We start from the raw sequence: 18,473 nt of genomic DNA, 5'->3' as shown, positions 1-18,473 counted from the left end.
CACTGCCTCAGCGCTTCGGGGGCAGGTCAATCACAAAGCGTGTCCATCCCCCTTCACAGTGGGCGTGAATTCCCCCGCCATGGGCCTGCACGATGGACCGGGTGATCGCAAGCCCTAGCCCCGCATGTTCGCTGCTGCCTTCATGGCGTGTCGGATCCTCTCGATAGAACCGGTCGAACAGGCGTGGTAGGGCCTGCGCTGCAATCGCGGGGCCGGTATTGGCGATCTCTATGTGCAGCCCCGGTGACAGCGTCACTTCGATGGTCCCGCCAGGTGGGGTGAAGCGCAGTGCGTTGTCCAGCAGGTTGGACATGGCCCGGCGCAGCATGTGCCGGTCGCCCTCTGTCTGTGCCTCACCGCGGCGTCGCAGGATGATGCCGGCATCTTCGGCCAGCGGCGCGTAGTACTCCAGCAGAGCATCGGTCTCGGTCGCCAGGTCCAAAGCCTGTCGGCTGGGCATCAGCAGACCATGGTCGGCCTTGGCCAGGAGCAGCATGTCGTTGACCATCTGCGCCATGTGTTGGAGTTCCTCGAGGTTGCCGTGAAGGGCTTCGCGGTACTCCTCCAGGCTGCGGGGGCGGGTGAGGGTGACCTGGGTGTGGGTGAGCAGATTTGACAGCGGCGTGCGCAGTTCATGGGCGATGTCGGCGGAAAAGGCCGAGAGGCGTTGAAAGGCATCGTCCAGGCGTTGCAGCATGGCGTTGACGGTGTGGCCGAGCTCGGCGAGTTCTTCAGGCAGTTGTGCCACTGGCAGGCGCGTGGTCAGCGAGCGCGCATTGACGCTGGCGGCCACCGCGCCCATCTGGCGCAACGGTTGCAATCCGCGGCGCGCAGCCCAGGCGCCGAGGAGGGCTGTAGCCAACGCGCAGAGCCCGACGGTCAGCCAGATCAACTGCTGCATGCGTTGTAGAAAGTGCTGGTGGTGGGTGATGTCGAGAAACAAGGTGACCTGGGCGTTTGGCAACGCCTGGCACAGGCTGCGGTAGTCCATGCCGTCACTGTGCAGGGTGGCCAGGCCCGGCTGACGGGGTTCCTGCGGCAAGCCTGCGCGGCTGTCGAACCACAGCGTACCGTCGTTGCCGCGGATACGCAGGGCCAGGTCCGACTGGTGGCTGAGCTCGCTGCGCAGCGTCGGCAGGTGGACGTCCAACGCGGTGCGGGAGTCGACATCGGCCAGGTGCGCACGCAATTGCGAGAGGCGGGCGCTGAGCAACTGCTGGTCGAGCTCGACGAAGTGACGTTCACTGGCATGGCTGAACAGCAACCCGGCGCTCAGCGACACGGCGGCGGTGCAGGCCGCGAACAGCAGGGCCAGGCGCCCGCTGAGGGAGAGTCGGGGCATCAGTCGTGGCGCTCCTCGAGCACGTAGCCCATGCCGCGCACGGTATGGATCAGCTTGTTGGGGTGGTTGTCGTCGATCTTCAGGCGCAGGCGACGGATCGCGACCTCGATCACATTGGTATCGCTGTCGAAATTCATGTCCCACACCTGCGAAGCGATCAGCGATTTGGGCAGCACCTCGCCCTGGCGCCGCAGCAGCAGCTCGAGCAGGGCGAATTCCTTGGCGGTCAGGTCGATGCGGCTGCCGGCGCGCTCGGCGCGGCGACGGATCAGGTCCAGGCGCAGGTCGGCCAGGGCCAGGGTGGTGTCCTGGGAGGGGCTGGCGCCGCGGCGCAGCAGGCTACGTACCCGGGCCAGCAGCTCGGAGAAGGCAAAGGGTTTGACCAGATAATCGTCGGCCCCCAGCTCCAGGCCATGGACGCGGTCTTCGACAGCGTCACGCGCGGTAAGGAACAATACCGGCGTGTCCAGCCCCGCCTGGCGCACCGCCTGAAGGATCTGCCAGCCATCCCGGCCCGGCAGCATGACATCCAGGATCAGCAGGTCGTGGTCGCCGGTGAGCGCGAGGAATTGCCCCGTTTCACCGTCATCGGCCAGTTCCGTGGCAAAACCGGCCTCGCTCAGGCCCTGGCGCAGGTATTGGCCGGTCCTGGCCTGGTCTTCGACGATCAGCAGTTTCATGCACTGTCCATTGTCAAAAAGGTAAGCGCACGAGCACTCCAGTTTTCATAGAACAGCCCGGAGTGTCGTGCCGCAGCATTGGCTCAAATGATACGTGACGATCGGCAAGCGCGCCCAAGCTGACAAACTTGTAATCTGCCTGTCAGCTAGCCGCCAGTCCCATGACCCTAGAGTGGCTCCATCTCTAGCGCACAAACCGGAGTTGCCATGAAACACCTGATCCTCGCCGCCACCCTCGCCGTGGCCAGCCTGCCGGTCTTCGCCGATGGCGCCAAGACCTTCGGCTTCGGCGAACCGGCGCCGGCCTCCAAGGCCACCCGTACCGTCGATGTGGTGCTCAAGGACATCGCCTTCGAGCCCAAGAGCCTGCAGGTCAAGGCCGGCGAGACGGTGCGCTTCGTGGTGATCAACGAAGGCAAGCTGGCTCATGAGTTCAACCTGGGTGACAAAGCCATGCACGTCGAGCACCAGAAGGAGATGGCGGCCATGGCGGGCATGGACCATGGCAACATGGCCGGGATGGACCACAGCCAGATGGGCCATGGCGGCAACGGGCATGATCAGGGCAACACTGTGCTGGTCCAGCCCGGGCAGCGCGCCGAGCTGACCTGGACCTTCCGCAAGTCGACGCCCATCGAATTCGCCTGCAACGTACCGGGCCACTATCAGGCGGGCATGGTCGGTCAGTTGACCATCGAGTGACATCATCCCCAAGGCGGGGTGCAAAACCGGTAGAATGGCGCCATTCCCGCGCTTTCAGGTCAGATACATGCATCCCGCCGCCGAACACTCCCCGCTGGGCAAGTCCAGCGAATACATCGCCACTTACACCCCGTCGCTGCTGTTTCCGATCCCACGCACGGCTAAATGGGCCGAGCTGGGTGTGACCGCGCAGACCCTGCCGTGGCAGGGCGTGGACTACTGGAACTGCTTCGAGCTGTCGTGGTTGCTGCCCTCCGGCAAGCCGGTGGTGGCCATCGGCGAGTTCGCCATTCCGGCCGACTCGCCTAACATCATCGAGTCCAAGTCGTTCAAGCTCTACCTCAACTCGTTGAACCAGACGGTGTTCGCATCGAGCGGCGAGCTGCAGGCGTGCCTGGAGAAGGACTTGTCCGCTGCTGCAGGCAAGCCTGTGAAGGTTCAGGTTCGAACGCTGGGTGAGGTCGAGCAGCAGGGTGTGGTGGCCTTGCCGGGCCAGTGCATCGATGGGCTGGACGTGAGCATCAGCAACTACGAGCAACCGCAGCCTGAACTGCTGCGCTGCGACTCGCAGCGTATCGTCGAGGAAACCCTGCACAGCCACCTGCTCAAGTCCAACTGCCCGGTCACCGGCCAGCCTGACTGGGGGAGTGTGGTGGTCGAGTACAAGGGGCGCGCGCTGGATCATGCCAGCCTGCTGACCTATCTGGTGAGCTTCCGCCAGCATGCCGATTTCCACGAGCAGTGCGTCGAGCGGATCTACCTGGACCTGCTGCGCCTGCTGCAGCCGGAGCATCTGACGGTGTATGCGCGTTATGTGCGTCGGGGTGGTCTGGACATCAACCCCTACCGCAGCAATCGGCCGATCAGTCCGAGCAACGGGCGGTTGGTGCGCCAGTAAGCGCAATGCTTGGGGGCGTTATACCCCCAGCGTAGCGCGATGCCGCTCCGGCAGGTGATGACTGCAGGGGCGGCTCTTGGTGATGAAATCAGATCCCCATGCTGTGCAGCGAGTTGGCAATGCTGCGCAGCGTCGCCGTGAGGTCCGGGTGATCGGCTTCGAAACGCTCGATGGCCAGATTCACGCCATCGACCAGGTTGTTGTCTGGCGTGGCCTCTTCGAGCTTCAGTTGCGCTTCGATCTGTCGCGCTTCCTCATGCAGGCTGGCAAGTTCTTCTTCCGACAGCGGTACGTTTCGATCCAGTTGCTCGCGCAGGCTGTTGAGGCGCTCTTGCAATTCGCGGGCGGGCATTGGCTGTTCTCCATCAATGACTTGGCAAGCCATGGACCTCGGCGAAGCGGCAAAGGTTCTGGCCTGACTTCAAGCGTAATCCACTTGCTGGCGCTTTGCATGACCGGCATCAACGACGCTGTGTCAGGGTTTTTCACCCTTGCGTCGGCGCTGAGCGATGTCCGCAAGGCAGGTGTCCAGTGACTCCAGGTGGTCAATCACCGAGTGCACGCCCAGGCCGAACAGCTCGAGGGTAGCCTTGCCGCGGGCCAACTCCTGCTCCTGCGTGCTCATGGCTTGCCACCGACTCGATGCCAGGTCGCAGGAAGGGCTGCAGGCGGCAAGGCCGACGGTCCACAATCCGGCGTTCAGGCCCGACTGCAACAGGCGCGGCTCGCCACTGACCAGCACGCAGCCATCGAGGCGATCGCTGTTCAATGACATCAAGGCATGCCAGCAAGCATTCGGTGAGGGCCATGGCGAACCGTTGGCAACCTGGCCGGGCAGCCAGTCGGGGAGCACGCTGGCCAGGTGCTCGCCCTGATGGTCGCTCAGGTCGTCCAGCCAGATGCAAGGTACTTGCTGGCGCCGCAGTTGTTGGAGGGTGTCCAGGGCACCGGGGGCGGGCAGGGGGCTGCCGTTCGCGGCCTGGACCAGGCAACCGCGCAGGCCGAACAGCACAGCAGTGAGGGCGGGCGCTTCGTGCATGGCAACATCCCTGAAATACACCGCAGGCTAAACGCCCTTCATGACGGTCGGATGACAGTTGGAAGATGAAACTCTTGTTCACAAAATGTTGAACAAAGGTGTGTAATGCTGGCTGCCTGCCAGATTGCCTTTATACTGGCGCACTATCCAGCAGCGCCTTCAGGCGGCTGCCACCGTGAAATCCGATGGAGAAACATCTATGCAGAGGATCGGTGCCGGTGTGATCGAGCGAATCACCCAGGCCTGTGTCTGTGTCAGTCTGTTGCTGGCGCCTGTGGCCGCCACCCAGGCGGCGACCGAGGAAGATCCCTGGGAAGTGGTCAATCGACCGATCTTCAGGTTCAACGACACCATTGATACCTACGCCCTCAAGCCGTTGGCCCAAGGCTATCAGGCGGTCACCCCGCAGTTCCTCGAGGACGGCATTCACAATGTCTTCCTGAACCTGGGCGACGTCGGCAACCTGGTCAACAATGTCCTGCAGCTCAAGCCTCGCGCGGCAGGCATCGACACGGCGCGGCTGATCGTCAATACCACGTTCGGCCTGGGCGGCTTCATCGACGTCGGCACCCGCATGGGGCTGCAGCGCAACGACGAAGATTTCGGCCAGACCCTCGGCTACTGGGGCGTGCCCAGCGGGCCATACGTGGTCATCCCGCTGCTGGGGCCGAGCACTGTGCGTGACGGTCTGTCCAAGTACCCGGACTCCTTCACCGAACCCTACCGCTATATCGATCATGTACCGACCCGCAACTCGATCTTCGCCCTGGACGTGATCGACACCCGCGCCAGCCTGCTGTCGGCAGAGAAGCTGATGCAGGGCGACAAGTACATCTTCATCCGCAACGCCTACCTGCAGAACCGCGAGTTCAAGGTCAAGGACGGGGAAGTCGAAGACGACTTCTGAGTCAGGCAAGCAGAAGAAGGCGATCGCAAGGGTCGCCTTCTTCGTTTGGCGCAGTGTGAAAAGTGATGCACCGTACGTTCAGCTTCTCCCTGATTGACGGCACAATGGCCGTCGTTCTCATTCTCAAGGGTGGCTGGCCCCATGGCGGCATTCAAGCGCTCCGATCTGGCGGACCTGAACGTATTCTTCACCATTGCACGTCGCGGCAGTTTCGTCGATGCCGCCAACGAGCTCGGACTGACCGCCTCGGCGTTGAGTCATACGATGAAGAAGCTCGAAGATCGCCTCGAAGTCCGCCTGCTCAATCGCACCAACCGCTCGGTCGCGCTGACGGCCGCCGGCAGTGACCTCATGCAGTCCCTGGCCCAGGGCTTCGAAGCCATCGGCCACGGCCTCAATGCCCTCGAAGACCACCGCAAGGCGCCCGTCGGTCGCCTGCGCCTGAATATTCCCCATGACGCCGGGCGCCTGCTGATCCTGCCGGTGCTTGATCGGTTCCTGTCGCGCTTTCCCCAGGTGCACCTCGACCTGGTGATGGACGACCGCATGCTCGACATCGTTGCCGAAGGCTTCGATGCCGGCATCCGCTTCGGTGCAACCGTGCCCCAGGACATGATCGCCATCCCGCTGACCGGCGTGTTGCGCTGGGTTGTGGTTGGCGCGCCGGCATACCTGGACAAGCACGGCCGACCCACATCGCCCGCCGAGCTCATGCAGCACCGCTGCATCCAGATGCGTATCGGCGACGATTCGGTCTACCCCTGGGAGCTGGGTGACGGAGAACGGCAGGTGCGCATCGAAGGGCCAGGGCCGCTGCGCTTGAACGCCAGCGACATGGCCATTGGCACCGCAGTTGCGGGGTTGGGCCTGGCGTACTGCCTGGAAATGCGGGTGCGCGAAGAGCTGCGCAGCGGTGCGCTGGAAGTGGTGATGCCGCAATGGGCCTCCAGCGACGAGCCGCTGGTGATGTACTACCCCAGCCGCCGCCAGACGCCACCCGCCCTGCGTCAGCTGATCGAGTTGATTCGAGCCGATCAGGGCCTTTCATGAGCCTAGTCTGACCATATGATGAAAATGGTTCAGCATGGCGCTGAGTTCTTTTCTGTCTGAAGTTCGCGCGTTTGCTGATTGAATGGATTCAGCGGTGGTCGCGCCGACAGGCTGCGCACTGCCTAGCATGTAACCAGACCAAGAGGTGGACTTGATGACTTATTTTGCCGATCCCGGTCGCTATGAGGGCGCCATGCCCTATCGTCGTGTTGGGCGCAGCGGCCTGGTACTGCCGGCCATTTCCCTGGGCCTGTGGCAGAACTTCGGCGGCGTGGATCAGTTCGAGACCGGCCGCAGCCTGCTGCGCCGTGCCTTCGACCGTGGTGTCACGCATTTCGACCTGGCCAACAACTACGGCCCGCCTGCCGGCTCCGCCGAAGAACACTTCGGGCGCTGGATGGCTCAGGATTTTGCCGCCTACCGCGATGAGCTGGTGATCTCCACCAAGGCCGGCTGGCACATGTGGCCGGGCCCTTACGGCGGCCCGACCGGCTCGCGCAAGCACCTGATCGCCAGTTGCGAGCAGAGCCTGCGACGCATGGGCCTGGATTATGTCGACATTTTCTATTCGCACCGGGTCGATGCCGACACACCGCTGGAAGAGACCATGGGCGCGCTGGCGCAGTTGCACCGCCAGGGCAAGGCCCTGTACGTGGGCATCTCCTCCTATTCGCCGGAGTTGACCCGCGAAGCTTCAGCAATCCTGGCTTCTGAAGGCGTGCCGCTGCTGATCCACCAGCCCAACTACTCGATGCTCAACCGCGATATCGAGCAGGGCTTGCTCGGCACGCTCGACGATCTGGGAGTCGGCTGCATTGCCTTCTCGCCGTTGGCCCAGGGCATGCTCACCGACAAGTATCTGCAGGGCGTGCCAAGCGAATCCCGCGCCACCCGGGGTGGTTCGCTGCCGTCGCGCATGCTCGGCGATGACAATCTGGCGCGAATCCGCGGCCTCAACGACATCGCCCAGGCCCGCGGCCAGACCCTGGCGCAGATGGCGATCGCCTGGGTGCTGCGTGATTTGCGGGTGTCCTCGACGCTGATCGGCGCACGTACGCTGGCGCAGCTCGACGACTCCCTCGATGCGGTGGGCAATCTGCAGTTCACCCCTGACGAGTTGTCCGCCATCGACCGTCATGCCACAGACGGTGGTGTCGATCTGTGGAGTGTGTCGTCGCACATCGGTCGTCGCTGAAACCTGATCTTCTCCAGACCTGCCCGCGAGTAGCCAGGCATTTACATCCTGTAATTGTCTGGCCGCTCAAGGGCTTTTCTATACCCAACCGTATGCCAAACGGCCCTGCCAAATAACCGCTGGTGATTAGCACATCGAACTCGACCCTCGTATGCTTGAAACGCCCCGCGGATGGGAGTACCGTCTGCGCCTTACAGGGCACCACTGCGATTTGCCGGACAGGTTTTCTTGTCCTACACCTCAAAGAGAAGTGGTCACAGAGTATTCCAGTAGCCGTCCGTCGCCCTTGCCGATGTCCGCTACGCCAACCAATCGGCGCCGTTCGCCCACATGCAGAAAACCAGTGCAACGCTGCTGATCATCGATGACGACGACGTGGTCCGTGCAAGCCTCGCCGCCTATCTGGAAGACAGTGGCTTCAGCGTCCTCCAGGCCAGTAATGGCCAGCAGGGGCTCCAGGTCTTCGAAGAACACCAGCCCGACCTCGTGATCTGCGATCTGCGCATGCCGCAGATGGGCGGCCTCGAATTGATCCGCCGGATCACCGAGCACGCTCCGCAGTTGCCCGTGATCGTGGTATCCGGTGCGGGCGTCATGAGCGATGCGGTCGAGGCCTTGCGCCTGGGCGCGGCCGACTACCTGATCAAGCCGTTGGAAGACCTTGCCGTGCTCGAGCACTCGGTGCGCCGTGCGCTCGACCGTTCGCGCCTGGTGCTCGAGAACCAGCGTTACCGCGACAAGCTCGAAGCTGCCAACCGGGAGCTGGAAGCCAGTCTGCACCTGCTGCAGGAAGACCAGACCGCCGGTCGCCAGGTGCAGATGAACATGCTGCCGGAAAAGCCGTGGACTGCGGGCGATCTGTCGTTCGACCACCAGATCATTCCCTCGCTCTACCTCTCCGGCGATTTCACCGATTATTTCCGCGTCGACGAGCGCCGCATCGCCTTCTACCTGGCGGACGTGTCCGGCCACGGCGCGTCGTCGGCCTTCGTCACCGTGCTGCTCAAGTTCATGACCACCCGCCTGCTGTTCGAATTCAAGCGCAACGGCAAGATGCGCGAGTTCAAGCCGTCGCAGGTGTTGGCGCACATCAACCGTGGCCTGATCAACTGCAAGCTGGGCAAGCATGTGACCATGGTCGGCGGGGTGATCGACGAAGATACCGGCCTGATGACCTACAGCGTCGGCGGCCACTTGCCGCTGCCTGTGCTCTACACCCCGGGGCAGGCCCGCTATCTGGAAGGCCGTGGCCTGCCGGTGGGGCTGTTCGATGAAGCCACCTACCAGGACCATGTGCTCGAGCTGCCGCCGCGCTTCAGTCTCACGCTCATGTCCGATGGCATCCTGGACCTTTTGCCTGGGGATACACTCAAAGATAAGGAAGCGGCCTTGCCGGAAATCGTCAAGACCGCGGGGGGCAGCCTGGACGGGCTGCGCCAACGATTCGGATTGGCTACGCTTGGGGAGATGCCGGATGATATCGCCCTATTGGTGTTGAGCAGGAACCTTCAATGAGTACCGGTAGAATCCAGTTCGCCGAGCAGAGCGGTACCTTCGTGCTGAAATTCGTCGGTGAAGTGCGCCTGACCCTGTGTTCGGCGCTGGATGCGACGATCGAGAAGATCTTCACCGCACTGAATTTCTCGGCCATCGTCATCGACCTGACCGAAACCGAAAGCATCGACAGCACCACCCTGGGCCTGCTGGCCAAGCTGTCGATCCTGTCGCGGCAGAAGGTTGGCCTGCTGCCGACCGTGGTCACTACCAACCCGGACATTTCCCGGCTATTGCAGTCGATGGGGTTCGACCAGGTATTCAACATCGTCGACCGTCCGCTGCCATGCCCGGATTGCCTGAGCGACTTGCCATCGCAGGATCAGAACGAAGAAGTGGTGCGCTCCAAGGTGCTGGAGGCGCACAAGATCCTCATGGGCCTGAACGACTCCAACCGCGAAGCGTTTCGTGATCTGGTGAGTGCGCTGGAGCGTTCCTGATTCGGCGCCAATGGCGCCCCGGGATCCGCTAGCGGTCCCTCTCACCACACCGCACGAACTCCGTCGCTTCATCGCCCTCGGCACTCAGCTGGACAACCCGCGCCGGCCGCCCCTGCTCGTCGAAGAATACCTGCCCCAGGCCCGCACCATTCCACAGCCGCTCCCCGGCCTTGCTTCGGCTTGGCACGCGCGGCACCACCTCCATTGATCGGCGCTGGGTGAACCAGTTGAGCGGCGAGCGCGGTGAGTACAGCCAGCGGTTCAGACGGTCGAGCACATCCAGCAGGCGCACTGGAAAGGTGTTCTTGATCCCGCTGCTGGTGACCTGCCACAGGTGTGGACTGCGTTGGCGGTGACGGATCAGCACTTCGTAGACGAATGAATAATGCACGTCCCCGGACAGGATCACGTAGTGTCCCGGCGTGCGGGAATGGCGGAAGATATTCAGGATCACCTGAGCGGCGCCGCGATGGGCCATCCAGTTCTCGGCATCCACCAGCAGCGGGTAGCCCAGTGCAGTAAACACCCGCTGCACCGTCTCGATCAGCTTGACCCCGAAAATCGGCGCCGGTGACACGATGATCGCTGACGGATGATCGAGCAGGGCCTGCTGCAGTTCGCACAGCGCTTCCCAGTCAAGCAGCCCGGACGGCTTGCTCAGCTTGCGTTCGCTGCGCCAGCGTCGGGTGCGGGTGTCCAGTACGCGTAGCGGTGGGTCGCTGGGCAGGTCGTATTGCCAGCCTTGGAAACGCAGCAGATCACCGATCAGTGTATCCAGGGCCTCACCGTCCAGTGCGCCCTGCGGTGCATTTGCAGTCAGTGCCTGCAATCCCTCGACCAGCGTTGTGCAGCCCTTGGGGTCGTTGCCCCAGCCTTGGCACAGCAGGTAGCCGAGCACGGCGTTGCCGATGATCCGGCGCGAGAAGGGGTGGCCATAGGCGGTCTGCTCCCATTGCGCCGACAGGTTCCAGTCATCGGTGATGTCGTGGTCGTCGAAGATCATCAGGCAGGGCAGGTGCGCCATGACGCGCGCCACTTGGCCCAGGCCGTCGCGGAACGCCTCGATCAGCGGCAGTTCGTCCTGGTAGCGCTGCTGGCGCGTGACAGAGAGCCCTTCGGGCGCCTCCAGCCCCACCAGTGTCCAGGGTGTGGGCGACCAGACCAGCAGGTACATGGCCATGACCTCGGCGAAGGTCACCAGATGATTGTCGGCATTGCTCGACGAGAAGATCGGCTTGCGCTTGCCCCGGAAGAAACGCCGGCGCAGCGGCTCATTGCCCTGCTGGGCTGGCAGCAGGTCGGCGCGATGGTAGTAGCAGGCGGGATGACGATAGAGCGCCTGGCCGCTGTCGACCAGCGCGCCGTCGAGAGGCTCGTCGAACAGCTTCAGGCGTTCGATCAAGCCGTGGATGGCCTTGAGGGTGGGGCCGGCCACATCGTCGGCATACACCTGGTCGCCGGTCATCATCAGCAGTGCCGGGCGTTGTTCAGGGGGTGGGTTGTCGAGCAGCAGGCGGTCGGCGCAGAGCAGGCCGTCGGCGGCGGGGTGATGGGGTTTGCGGCACGAGCCGTGCAGCAATGGATCGATACGCTTGCGCAACACGAAGCTCGGACGACTGGCACCTGGGTACAGCAGGTGCGGCGCCCAGTCGGCGATGCTCTGATCATTGTCCAGGTGCAGGTCGTACTCCAGCAGCACATCTTCGGGCAAGGGCTGGTCGAAGTGCAGGTTCAGCAGGTGTACATGAGCATGTTCGCCGATGGCGACGACTTGGCACTCCAGTTGGCTGCCGACGTGCGGGCAGTCCAGCACGAACTTGGGATTCAGTGGTCGTGAAGCGACCAGCCAGATGGCCAGGCGTTGCGGTTCCAGGCGGCGCAGTACGGGGCCAGCGAGAACTAGGGGGAGGGTGGTGGTCATTGCTTCCATCTGTTGGGAGGCTGCCGGCCCAATCGCGGGACAAGCCCGCTCCTACAGCAGCACCTATTCCGTGGTAGGGCACATGCTTCTGTGGGAGCGGGCTTGCCCCGCGATGAGGCCGGCAGCTTCTTTTTCGAATACACAAACGCAAACGGGCGGGAAATACTCAGTACTTCCCGCCCGTTCCACAACTCGGATATGTATCAGCCTTTGTCGGCCATCAACGCCTCGAGCTTCTCCTGGTCGCGCGCAAATTGGCGAATGCCCTCGGCCAGCTTCTCGGTGGCCATGGCATCCTCGTTCATCGCCCAGCGGAACTGGCTCTCGTTCAGCACTTGCTTGGCTTCGCCGGTATTGCCCGGCTTGAGGATGCGTGGCAGCTCGCCTTGGTCGTCGCTCAACTGTTGCAGCAGCTCCGGGCTGATGGTCAGGCGATCGCACCCGGCCAGTTGCTCGATCTGCCCGACGTTGCGGAAGCTCGCGCCCATGACCACGGTGTCGTAGCCGTTGGTCTTGTAGTAATCGTAGATGCGTGTCACCGACTGCACGCCTGGATCCTCGGCGCCGACGTACTCCTTGCCGGTGCTCTTCTTGTACCAGTCGTAGATCCGGCCCACGAACGGCGAGATCAGGAACACCCCGGCATCGGCACAGGCCTGGGCCTGGGCGAAGGAGAACAGCAGCGTGAGGTTGGTCTGGATGCCTTCCTTTTCCAGCTTCTCGGCGGCGCGGATACCTTCCCAGGTGGAGGCCAGCTTGATCAGCACGCGATCCTTGGAAATGCCGGCAGCTTCGTACAGGGCGATCAGCTGGCGGGCCTTGTTCAGCAACGCCGGCTCATCGAACGACAGGCGTGCATCCACTTCGGTGGAGATACGCCCGGGGATGACCTTGAGAATGCCCGCGCCCACGGCCACCGCGAATTTGTCGCAGGCCAGGTCGACGTTGCCCTTGGCATCAGCCTTGACCTGTTTGAGCAGGTCGGCGTAACCCGAGATGGCCGCGGCCTTGAGCAGCAGCGACGGGTTGGTGGTGGCATCGACCGGCTTGAGGCGGGTGATGGCATCCAGGTCCCCAGTGTCGGCGACCACGGTGGTGAACTGCTTGAGTTGTTCCAGCTTTGAGGTCATGGGCGTGCTCTGTCCTGATGCTCTGTCCTGTGAGTGTCTTGACATTACCCGAGCCCTGGCGGCCACTCAAGGCCAAACACCGGCTAAGGCTATCCTGCGTCATGCGGGCGCGGGCTGGCCCCGCGATGGCCACATGGCAGCCCCTGGATGGGGCATCGACTCCCCCTTCGAGTCTACCCCCCCGCCCAGGGTTCCCCTAGCGGCCGGCCAGCAACTCTGCCGCTTGCTCGACCACCTTCAGCGGCTCGGCCGCCTTGTGAATGTCTGCCGACAGCAACTGGCGGAACCGCCGCGCCCCCGGGAAGCCCTGGCCCAGGCCGAGGATATGCCGGGTGATGTGATGAATGGCCCCGCCACTCTCCACATGCGCCACCAGATACGGCATCAGCCGCGCCATCGCCTCGCTGCGCGTCACGACGGGCGCGTCGCTGGCGAACAGTTGTTGATCCACCTCGGCCAGCAGGTACGGGTTGTGGTAGGCCTCGCGCCCCAGCATCACGCCGTCGAAGGTCTGCAGGTGCGCGCGGCATTCATCGAGGGTCTTGATCCCGCCGTTGAGCACCAGCTCAAGGTCCGGGAAGTCCTGTTTCAACTGCGCCGCCACCTCGTAGCGCAGCGGCGGCACCTCGCGGTTCTCCTTCGGCGACAGGCCCTCGAGGATCGCGATTCGTGCATGCACGGTGAAGCTGCGACAGCCCGCGTCGTGCACCTGGCCGACGAAGTCGCACAGCTCGGCATAGCTGTCGCGGCCATTGATGCCGATGCGGTGCTTGACCGTCACCGGAATCTCGACCGCGTCGAGCATCGCCTTGACGCAGTCGGCCACGAGCGCCGGATGGCCCATCAGGCAGGCCCCGATCATGTTGTTCTGCACCCGGTCGCTGGGGCAGCCGACGTTGAGGTTGACCTCGTCGTAACCCGCCTCCTGCGCCAGACGAGCGCAGGCGGCGAGTTCAGCCGGGTTGCTGCCGCCCAACTGCAGGGCCAGCGGGTGCTCGGACTCGTCATGACGCAGGAAACGCGCCGCATCGCCGTGGAGCAGGGCGCCGGTGGTGACCATTTCGGTGTAGAGCAGGGCGCGTTGGGAGAGCAGGCGCAGGAAGTACCGGCAGTGGCGGTCGGTCCAGTCCATCATGGGTGCAACGCTGAACCGGCGGGAGGGTTCAGGGCGCGTGGTTTGTGGTTTAGAGCTTGGTTTTGCTGTGTTTTCGTTCAACGTGTTTCGTACCGATTTTCGGGGGGGTTGGGGCGTTTTACCAAGCGCTTGGTGCAATGTACCAATCGACCTAAGACGTGTACCAATTCCCTATGGCAACGATCAGACTGCGCAAGAAAGCCGATGGCACCACCAGCTGCACCGTCCAGATTCGCATCAACCGCGACAAGGTCACAGTCTACCAAGAGAGCCAGACGTTCGCCCGCAAACAGGCGGCTGTGGCATGGGCGAAGCGACGCGAGACCGAATTGTCGGAGCCGGGCGCAATCGAGCGGGCGAACCGTGTGGGGCGTCCGATTGCGGCGATGATTGACCGGTACCTGGTAGAAGCGGAGAAAGCCCGGCCGCTAGGCGTGACCAAGCGACAGACACTCAGAGCCATCCAGAAAACCTACCTCGCTGACGTAGTCGACTCCAATATCACCCAGCAGGTGCTGGTCGACTACGCATTGTGGCGAATGAGTCCCGAGGGTGGTGGAGTCAAACCGCAGACGGCAGGTAATGACTTGGCGCACCTTGGGTCGGTTCTGTCGCTGGCCAGGGCAGCGTGGGGTTACGAGATCGACGCGCGAGCTATGCCTGATGCTCGTCTTGTCCTCAAGCAATTCGGCTACAACATGCGTAGCCGCGAGCGGGATCGACGTCCGACACTGGATGACCTCGACAAGGTGCTTGAGCATTTCTTCGAGATGCTGAAGCGTAGGCCCACTGCTATTCATATGCCCAAGGTGATGGCGTTCGCGATCTTCTCAACACGGAGGATGGCTGAAATCACCAGAATCCGCTGGGAGGATTTGGACGAACATCGGCAGGCGGTAAAGGTGCGGGATTTGAAGAACCCTGGCCAAAAGATCGGCAATGATGTCTGGTGTCATTTGCCGGATGAGGCATGGCAGATTTTGCAAAGCATGCCGCGCCAGTGTCCTGAGATTTTCCCGTTTAACACCGACTCAGTCGGCATGTCTTGGGCAAGAGCTTGTAAGGTGGTAGCGATAGATGGGCTCCATTTTCATGACCTTCGCCATGAAGGAGTGAGCCGGTTGTTTGAAATGGATTGGGATATCCCGAGGGTGTCGAGCGTATCCGGGCATCGCGATTGGAACTCGCTACGCCGTTATACCCATTTGCGGGGGCGAGGTGATCGATATAAGGGATGGGCGTGGCTAGATAAGATCATCCAAGCGCCGGTTAAACTTGGCGTCCGGGCTGTGTAGTCGGCTGGGTAATGTAAAAACTTGGTTGCCATTTTGTATTCGCCTTGACCAGTTGTAAGCTCTCCAGTATTCGGCTAGATTGCTCCCGGCAGACGTCGAGCTAACTGCGATAATTAATAACCTGTCTGGAGTGTTGCTGTGAGTTCTGATTTCGATGAAGGCTCTTTCCCAAAAGCTCGCGGTTGGTTACTTGCTTTCTCGTCCCTGCTCATTGCTCTATGGTTTTTTGGGGCGGACCTAAAAGCCTTGTCAGTGTTAGGCACCCAAATTGAGTTCAGAAGGAATACCGAGCACATTTGGTTTGTCGCTTTTGCAATTAACGCATATTTATTGTTGAGGTTTTATCAGCAGCAGCCGGATGTGTCATATTCGGGCTTGAAAGAGTATAAGGGATATTATGTCGGTTATTTGCGCAATATTATGCTGTGGCTTAATAGGCAGTCGATTAAAAAAGAGGTGCTTGAACGTGGCAAGGGAGCTATCATTTCTGCTTTAAAGTGTGGGGTAGGCAAGTGCGTAATTGAAACCTCAGAATGCAAGCGCTTCACTGATCCATCCGAGAAGCGTAGGTACATCAGAGGTATGAAGGATGTGTTGGTAATCCATGCTTACTGTGTGATAACAAATGAGAAGGACGGTGGAGTTGCAACCACTGGAACTTACCAGATTGATCGTGATTGTCCGTATTGGCTGATTTGTCTGTGTGTATGGCTCTCGCTCATTAAACTCTGTATCAAAACTTCGTACGCTACTGAGCATCTGTTACCCTATATCTGGAGTGGGTTTGCGGCAGTTATCTGTCTTTTGCGTTGGTCTGCTGTGATTGCCTCATGATGCGCGGAACTCTCAGATCCCAAAGCGAAGGGCGCGAAGGTGTGGCCGATTATAATATGGTTTATCTGGCTTTTTGCATATTGCATCAGAAGGGGCGAAGCATATGTCTGATTTTATTCAAGAAACACCTGCTGCACTTAAGTGGGTTGAAGAGGTGGAATAACGACACCAAGGGGGGGGAGTTCGGGAAAATTGTTCGCGCAGTGATCTGGACAGATGAATGCGATATAAATGGTAAGTTGCTGGTGGACGTCGATCCAGAAAGGCTGGTTGACAAGGTGAACAGTAATCCATTTACTCTTCTTGAGAATCATGATCCCGGTCGTCCAAAAGGGCAACTACTGGAAGGCGCACTATTCGAAAATGGCAACGGCCGGAAATTTGTCGCCGCAGTGATTGGATTCTATGCTGGGGGCCAGGTTTTGAGGTTTTTTGATTTGGGTTTAGACGTTGGCATACCCGCTTCGTCCCCCCTAAAACTTCCCAACTTACCGGACGATGTGTGGATCGAGATTGCGACAGATTCAAGAGAGGTGGATGGAGGCTGGGTGGATGAGGTGACGATTGACTCACCTATTAAGGTCGATCGTGCTGAACTGTCCCTCAATGCAGCTGAATCATTACAAGAGTTGATCCGGATTGGACTGCCCTACTTACTCATTGTTTGGAACCCATTTGTGACTGCGGTTGCCTCGGAGGCGGGTAAGGCCACATATGCTGGAGTACATGCTTGGTTCCGGAAATTACTCACTCGAATGGCCGACAGGCGAAATCCTGTACTTGATTTTCATTCAAATCATGATGATTGTCAGGTCTCGTTTCTATTCAGGGGTAAAGATTCAAAAAAGCTTCATGCAGCCATGGATGCTTTAGCAGGTGCGGGTGCTCAAGCAGCCTTATTAATTTCGCGGCTTAAGGCTCAAGGAAAGGTATGTCGGCAAATGGTCTATGAATTCGATAAAGAAGCAATTCTTTGGGTGCCTTCGTTCGCTCTGCTAAATGACGGTAGAATCATCACCGACAATCTAGCACTTATTGCGATTGAAAATCTTCCCAGTGGGTTGAGTCTCGGTCTAACTCGAACCAATTCTCTATGAGTGAACCGACGGTGTAGCTTATGCCTGTAGGCACGAAGGATAGCTTCAGCTCGTTAGCTGCCCGCCGCCAAAGGCCGCGTTGGTTTGATAGCCGCCGAATGTCGACGGCTATCGACACATGTAGTCAAGTTGATTTGGCTGGCTGTGCCGAATGTTTACTGCGGTCATGGCGTGCGACAGAAGCTGACCTGCCGAGGTGTGCTCTTGCGGTTAGGCGCCCCGAAACGACTTGTTCAGCTGCGCACACTCTTTTCGCGCAGCATCCCGCTGCTGATCCAAATAGAAAGCCAGGTCAGCAATATGAATGCCTCGGGCGCTCTTCTGGCTTGGCTCAAGGCGGGTAATAGGTAGCTTGATCTGGCCGGCTAGAACTTTGCGTTGGAACATGTCAGGGGTACGCGCCTACCTTGACCGAGCGCATGCTCAGCGAATTATCGCCATCACCGACGAAGGTGACCGAGCAATCATTGCCCTGAAAGCCTGTCAGCAATATGCTCGTGAGTTGTCAAAATAGGCGAGCTTTAGATTTAGAGGTCAGTAGAGTTTTTTGCCCAGCCTTATAGGGTTTCGCTCTAGAGGCCTATTTATTCCTTTATTCGCCCAGTCCTTAATTAGCGCTCCAAGGCAGTTGAATATCGTTAAAAATGCTACGTTGACATATGTGTTCGCAATTTGCTTGGGCGTGCCAGATATGATGTCGGAAAAGTGCAGTAGGATCAGGATTCCAATAATTGCGCCTAATGCTGTTCTCGTAATGGTTAGGAAGCCAAGACCGACTTCGTCAACAATTAAATGGATATAGTTTAATTTTTCTCTGGTAGAGTCGAAGCTGAGGCGGATGGTGTGCTTGATGATCAGCACCAGAGCGTAAGGGGCCAGCAAAAAAACTGAGTAATAAACCAATGGTCCTATTGCCAATAATCCGCCCAGTATCTCGTCTACATCCCGCTTGAAGTAGGAAAACAGTAGCAGTGGGAACGTCCCCAAGAGCAAAGCCAGCGGTATCTCTGTTTTTAGTTTTCCGAAAAGCTCTGCGGTTTCTAACTTCAGTTTCCTTAGATTTTTTTTTACCTGATCTTCCACGGGAGGCTCCTTGATCTAGTGAAAAGAGGCGAGCCGGGCGGATGCGTCAACATCCAGCCCGGCCCGCCGAACCCGCAGGCCCTTCCTGCAAGTCCAGCCGTGGCCCCTGCCTTGTGCACAAAGCGCGGCGAGCCTAACACCTGTTTATCCATACAGTAAAGACTTGCATAA

The 18,473-nt window shown here is 60.3% G+C and carries 18 protein-coding genes and 2 pseudogenes; 11 read left to right on the top strand and 9 right to left on the bottom strand.

The genetic code is table 11. The features are described from left to right. Nucleotides 1–7 precede the first annotated feature (7 nt). Both F6X62_RS20395 and cinR read right to left on the bottom strand, forming a co-directional pair. On the bottom strand, nt 8–1,345 hold the full coding sequence (locus F6X62_RS20395) for a heavy metal sensor histidine kinase (protein ID WP_153774644.1): 1,338 nt from the start codon (nt 1,343–1,345) through the stop codon (nt 8–10). Next, on the bottom strand, nt 1,342–2,022 hold the full coding sequence (gene cinR / locus F6X62_RS20390; RefSeq protein WP_065861984.1) for a two-component system response regulator CinR: 681 nt from the start codon (nt 2,020–2,022) through the stop codon (nt 1,342–1,344). Before cinR ends, F6X62_RS20395 begins: the two co-directional genes overlap by 4 nt. A 207-nt stretch (nt 2,023–2,229) precedes the next feature. Here cinR and F6X62_RS20385 point away from each other — a divergent pair, with 207 nt between their 5' ends. Further along, nucleotides 2,230–2,724 carry a plastocyanin/azurin family copper-binding protein gene (locus F6X62_RS20385; protein WP_153774539.1) on the top strand — a complete coding sequence of 165 codons (495 nt, stop codon included), beginning with the start codon at nt 2,230–2,232 and terminating at the stop codon, nt 2,722–2,724. A 67-nt stretch (nt 2,725–2,791) separates the two neighbouring features. Next, nucleotides 2,792–3,622 carry an NADPH-dependent 7-cyano-7-deazaguanine reductase QueF gene (gene queF / locus F6X62_RS20380; RefSeq protein ID WP_153774538.1) on the top strand — a complete coding sequence of 277 codons (831 nt, stop codon included), beginning with the start codon at nt 2,792–2,794 and terminating at the stop codon, nt 3,620–3,622. A gap of 88 nt (nt 3,623–3,710) precedes the next feature. Here queF and F6X62_RS20375 read toward each other — a convergent pair whose 3' ends face one another. Then, nucleotides 3,711–3,974: a DUF4404 family protein gene (locus F6X62_RS20375; protein WP_063545619.1), complete on the bottom strand. Its 264-nt coding sequence runs from the start codon at nt 3,972–3,974 to the stop codon at nt 3,711–3,713. A 123-nt stretch (nt 3,975–4,097) separates the two neighbouring features. After that, nucleotides 4,098–4,661 (bottom strand): phosphonoacetaldehyde phosphonohydrolase-related protein, encoded by a 564-nt coding sequence (locus tag F6X62_RS20370; protein WP_153774537.1) that lies wholly within the window; start codon nt 4,659–4,661, stop codon nt 4,098–4,100. Nucleotides 4,662–4,860: 199 nt separating this feature from the next. Here F6X62_RS20370 and F6X62_RS20365 point away from each other — a divergent pair, with 199 nt between their 5' ends. The 5 genes from F6X62_RS20365 to rssC all read left to right on the top strand — a co-directional run bounded on the left by F6X62_RS20365 (nt 4,861) and on the right by rssC (nt 9,807). After that, nucleotides 4,861–5,568: a VacJ family lipoprotein gene (locus tag F6X62_RS20365; protein WP_153774536.1), complete on the top strand. Its 708-nt coding sequence runs from the start codon at nt 4,861–4,863 to the stop codon at nt 5,566–5,568. 141 nt (nt 5,569–5,709) lie between these two features. Next, nucleotides 5,710–6,618, top strand: coding sequence for a LysR family transcriptional regulator (locus F6X62_RS20360; protein WP_054894425.1), 909 nt, complete (start codon nt 5,710–5,712; stop codon nt 6,616–6,618). A gap of 154 nt (nt 6,619–6,772) precedes the next feature. After that, nucleotides 6,773–7,813, top strand: coding sequence for an L-glyceraldehyde 3-phosphate reductase (mgrA, locus tag F6X62_RS20355; RefSeq protein ID WP_153774535.1), 1,041 nt, complete (start codon nt 6,773–6,775; stop codon nt 7,811–7,813). 330 nt (nt 7,814–8,143) lie between these two features. Next, nucleotides 8,144–9,328 carry a two-component system response regulator RssB gene (rssB, locus tag F6X62_RS20350; protein WP_153774534.1) on the top strand — a complete coding sequence of 395 codons (1,185 nt, stop codon included), beginning with the start codon at nt 8,144–8,146 and terminating at the stop codon, nt 9,326–9,328. Then, complete coding sequence (gene rssC, locus F6X62_RS20345) at nt 9,325–9,807, top strand: anti-sigma factor antagonist RssC (protein WP_054894422.1); 483 nt, start codon at nt 9,325–9,327, stop codon at nt 9,805–9,807. The genes rssB and rssC overlap by 4 nt, the downstream gene beginning before the upstream one ends. A gap of 28 nt (nt 9,808–9,835) precedes the next feature. Here the strand turns inward: rssC and F6X62_RS20340 are convergent, their stop codons facing one another. The 3 genes from F6X62_RS20340 to dusA form a co-directional block, all read right to left on the bottom strand. Further along, complete coding sequence (locus tag F6X62_RS20340) at nt 9,836–11,728, bottom strand: alkaline phosphatase D family protein (RefSeq protein WP_153774533.1); 1,893 nt, start codon at nt 11,726–11,728, stop codon at nt 9,836–9,838. A 203-nt stretch (nt 11,729–11,931) separates the two neighbouring features. Further along, nucleotides 11,932–12,858, bottom strand: coding sequence for a transaldolase (gene tal / locus F6X62_RS20335; protein WP_063545613.1), 927 nt, complete (start codon nt 12,856–12,858; stop codon nt 11,932–11,934). A gap of 196 nt (nt 12,859–13,054) precedes the next feature. Next, entirely contained in the window at nt 13,055–14,074 is a 1,020-nt protein-coding gene (gene dusA / locus F6X62_RS20330) for a tRNA dihydrouridine(20/20a) synthase DusA (protein ID WP_153774532.1), read from the bottom strand. Nucleotides 14,075–14,166: 92 nt separating this feature from the next. Here dusA and F6X62_RS20325 point away from each other — a divergent pair, with 92 nt between their 5' ends. The 3 genes from F6X62_RS20325 to F6X62_RS20315 all read left to right on the top strand — a co-directional run bounded on the left by F6X62_RS20325 (nt 14,167) and on the right by F6X62_RS20315 (nt 17,219). Then, entirely contained in the window at nt 14,167–15,288 is a 1,122-nt protein-coding gene (locus F6X62_RS20325; protein WP_153774531.1) for a tyrosine-type recombinase/integrase, read from the top strand. A gap of 138 nt (nt 15,289–15,426) precedes the next feature. Then, nucleotides 15,427–16,122 (top strand): hypothetical protein, encoded by a 696-nt coding sequence (locus tag F6X62_RS20320; protein WP_153774530.1) that lies wholly within the window; start codon nt 15,427–15,429, stop codon nt 16,120–16,122. Continuing rightward, complete coding sequence (locus F6X62_RS20315; protein WP_256674054.1) at nt 16,119–17,219, top strand: hypothetical protein; 1,101 nt, start codon at nt 16,119–16,121, stop codon at nt 17,217–17,219. Before F6X62_RS20320 ends, F6X62_RS20315 begins: the two co-directional genes overlap by 4 nt. A 210-nt stretch (nt 17,220–17,429) precedes the next feature. On the opposite strand, the pseudogene F6X62_RS20310 reads toward F6X62_RS20315, so the two are convergent. Further along, nucleotides 17,430–17,615: pseudogene (locus F6X62_RS20310) on the bottom strand (pyocin activator PrtN family protein); the annotation flags it as partial. Between F6X62_RS20310 and F6X62_RS25465 the strand changes: the two are divergent. Next, nucleotides 17,614–17,733, top strand: a pseudogene (locus F6X62_RS25465) (lysis protein); the annotation flags it as partial. The pseudogenes F6X62_RS20310 and F6X62_RS25465 overlap by 2 nt on opposite strands. A 20-nt stretch (nt 17,734–17,753) precedes the next feature. On the opposite strand, the gene F6X62_RS20305 reads toward F6X62_RS25465, so the two are convergent. Further along, complete coding sequence (locus F6X62_RS20305; RefSeq protein WP_054895558.1) at nt 17,754–18,302, bottom strand: hypothetical protein; 549 nt, start codon at nt 18,300–18,302, stop codon at nt 17,754–17,756. Between the last annotated feature and the right edge of the window lie 171 nt (nt 18,303–18,473).

The organism is Pseudomonas sp. MNR3A (genome assembly GCF_009650575.1).
GTDB classification, from domain to species: Bacteria; Pseudomonadota; Gammaproteobacteria; order Pseudomonadales; family Pseudomonadaceae; genus Aquipseudomonas; species Aquipseudomonas machongensis.
This window is presented reverse-complemented; position numbering and strand designations above follow the sequence as displayed.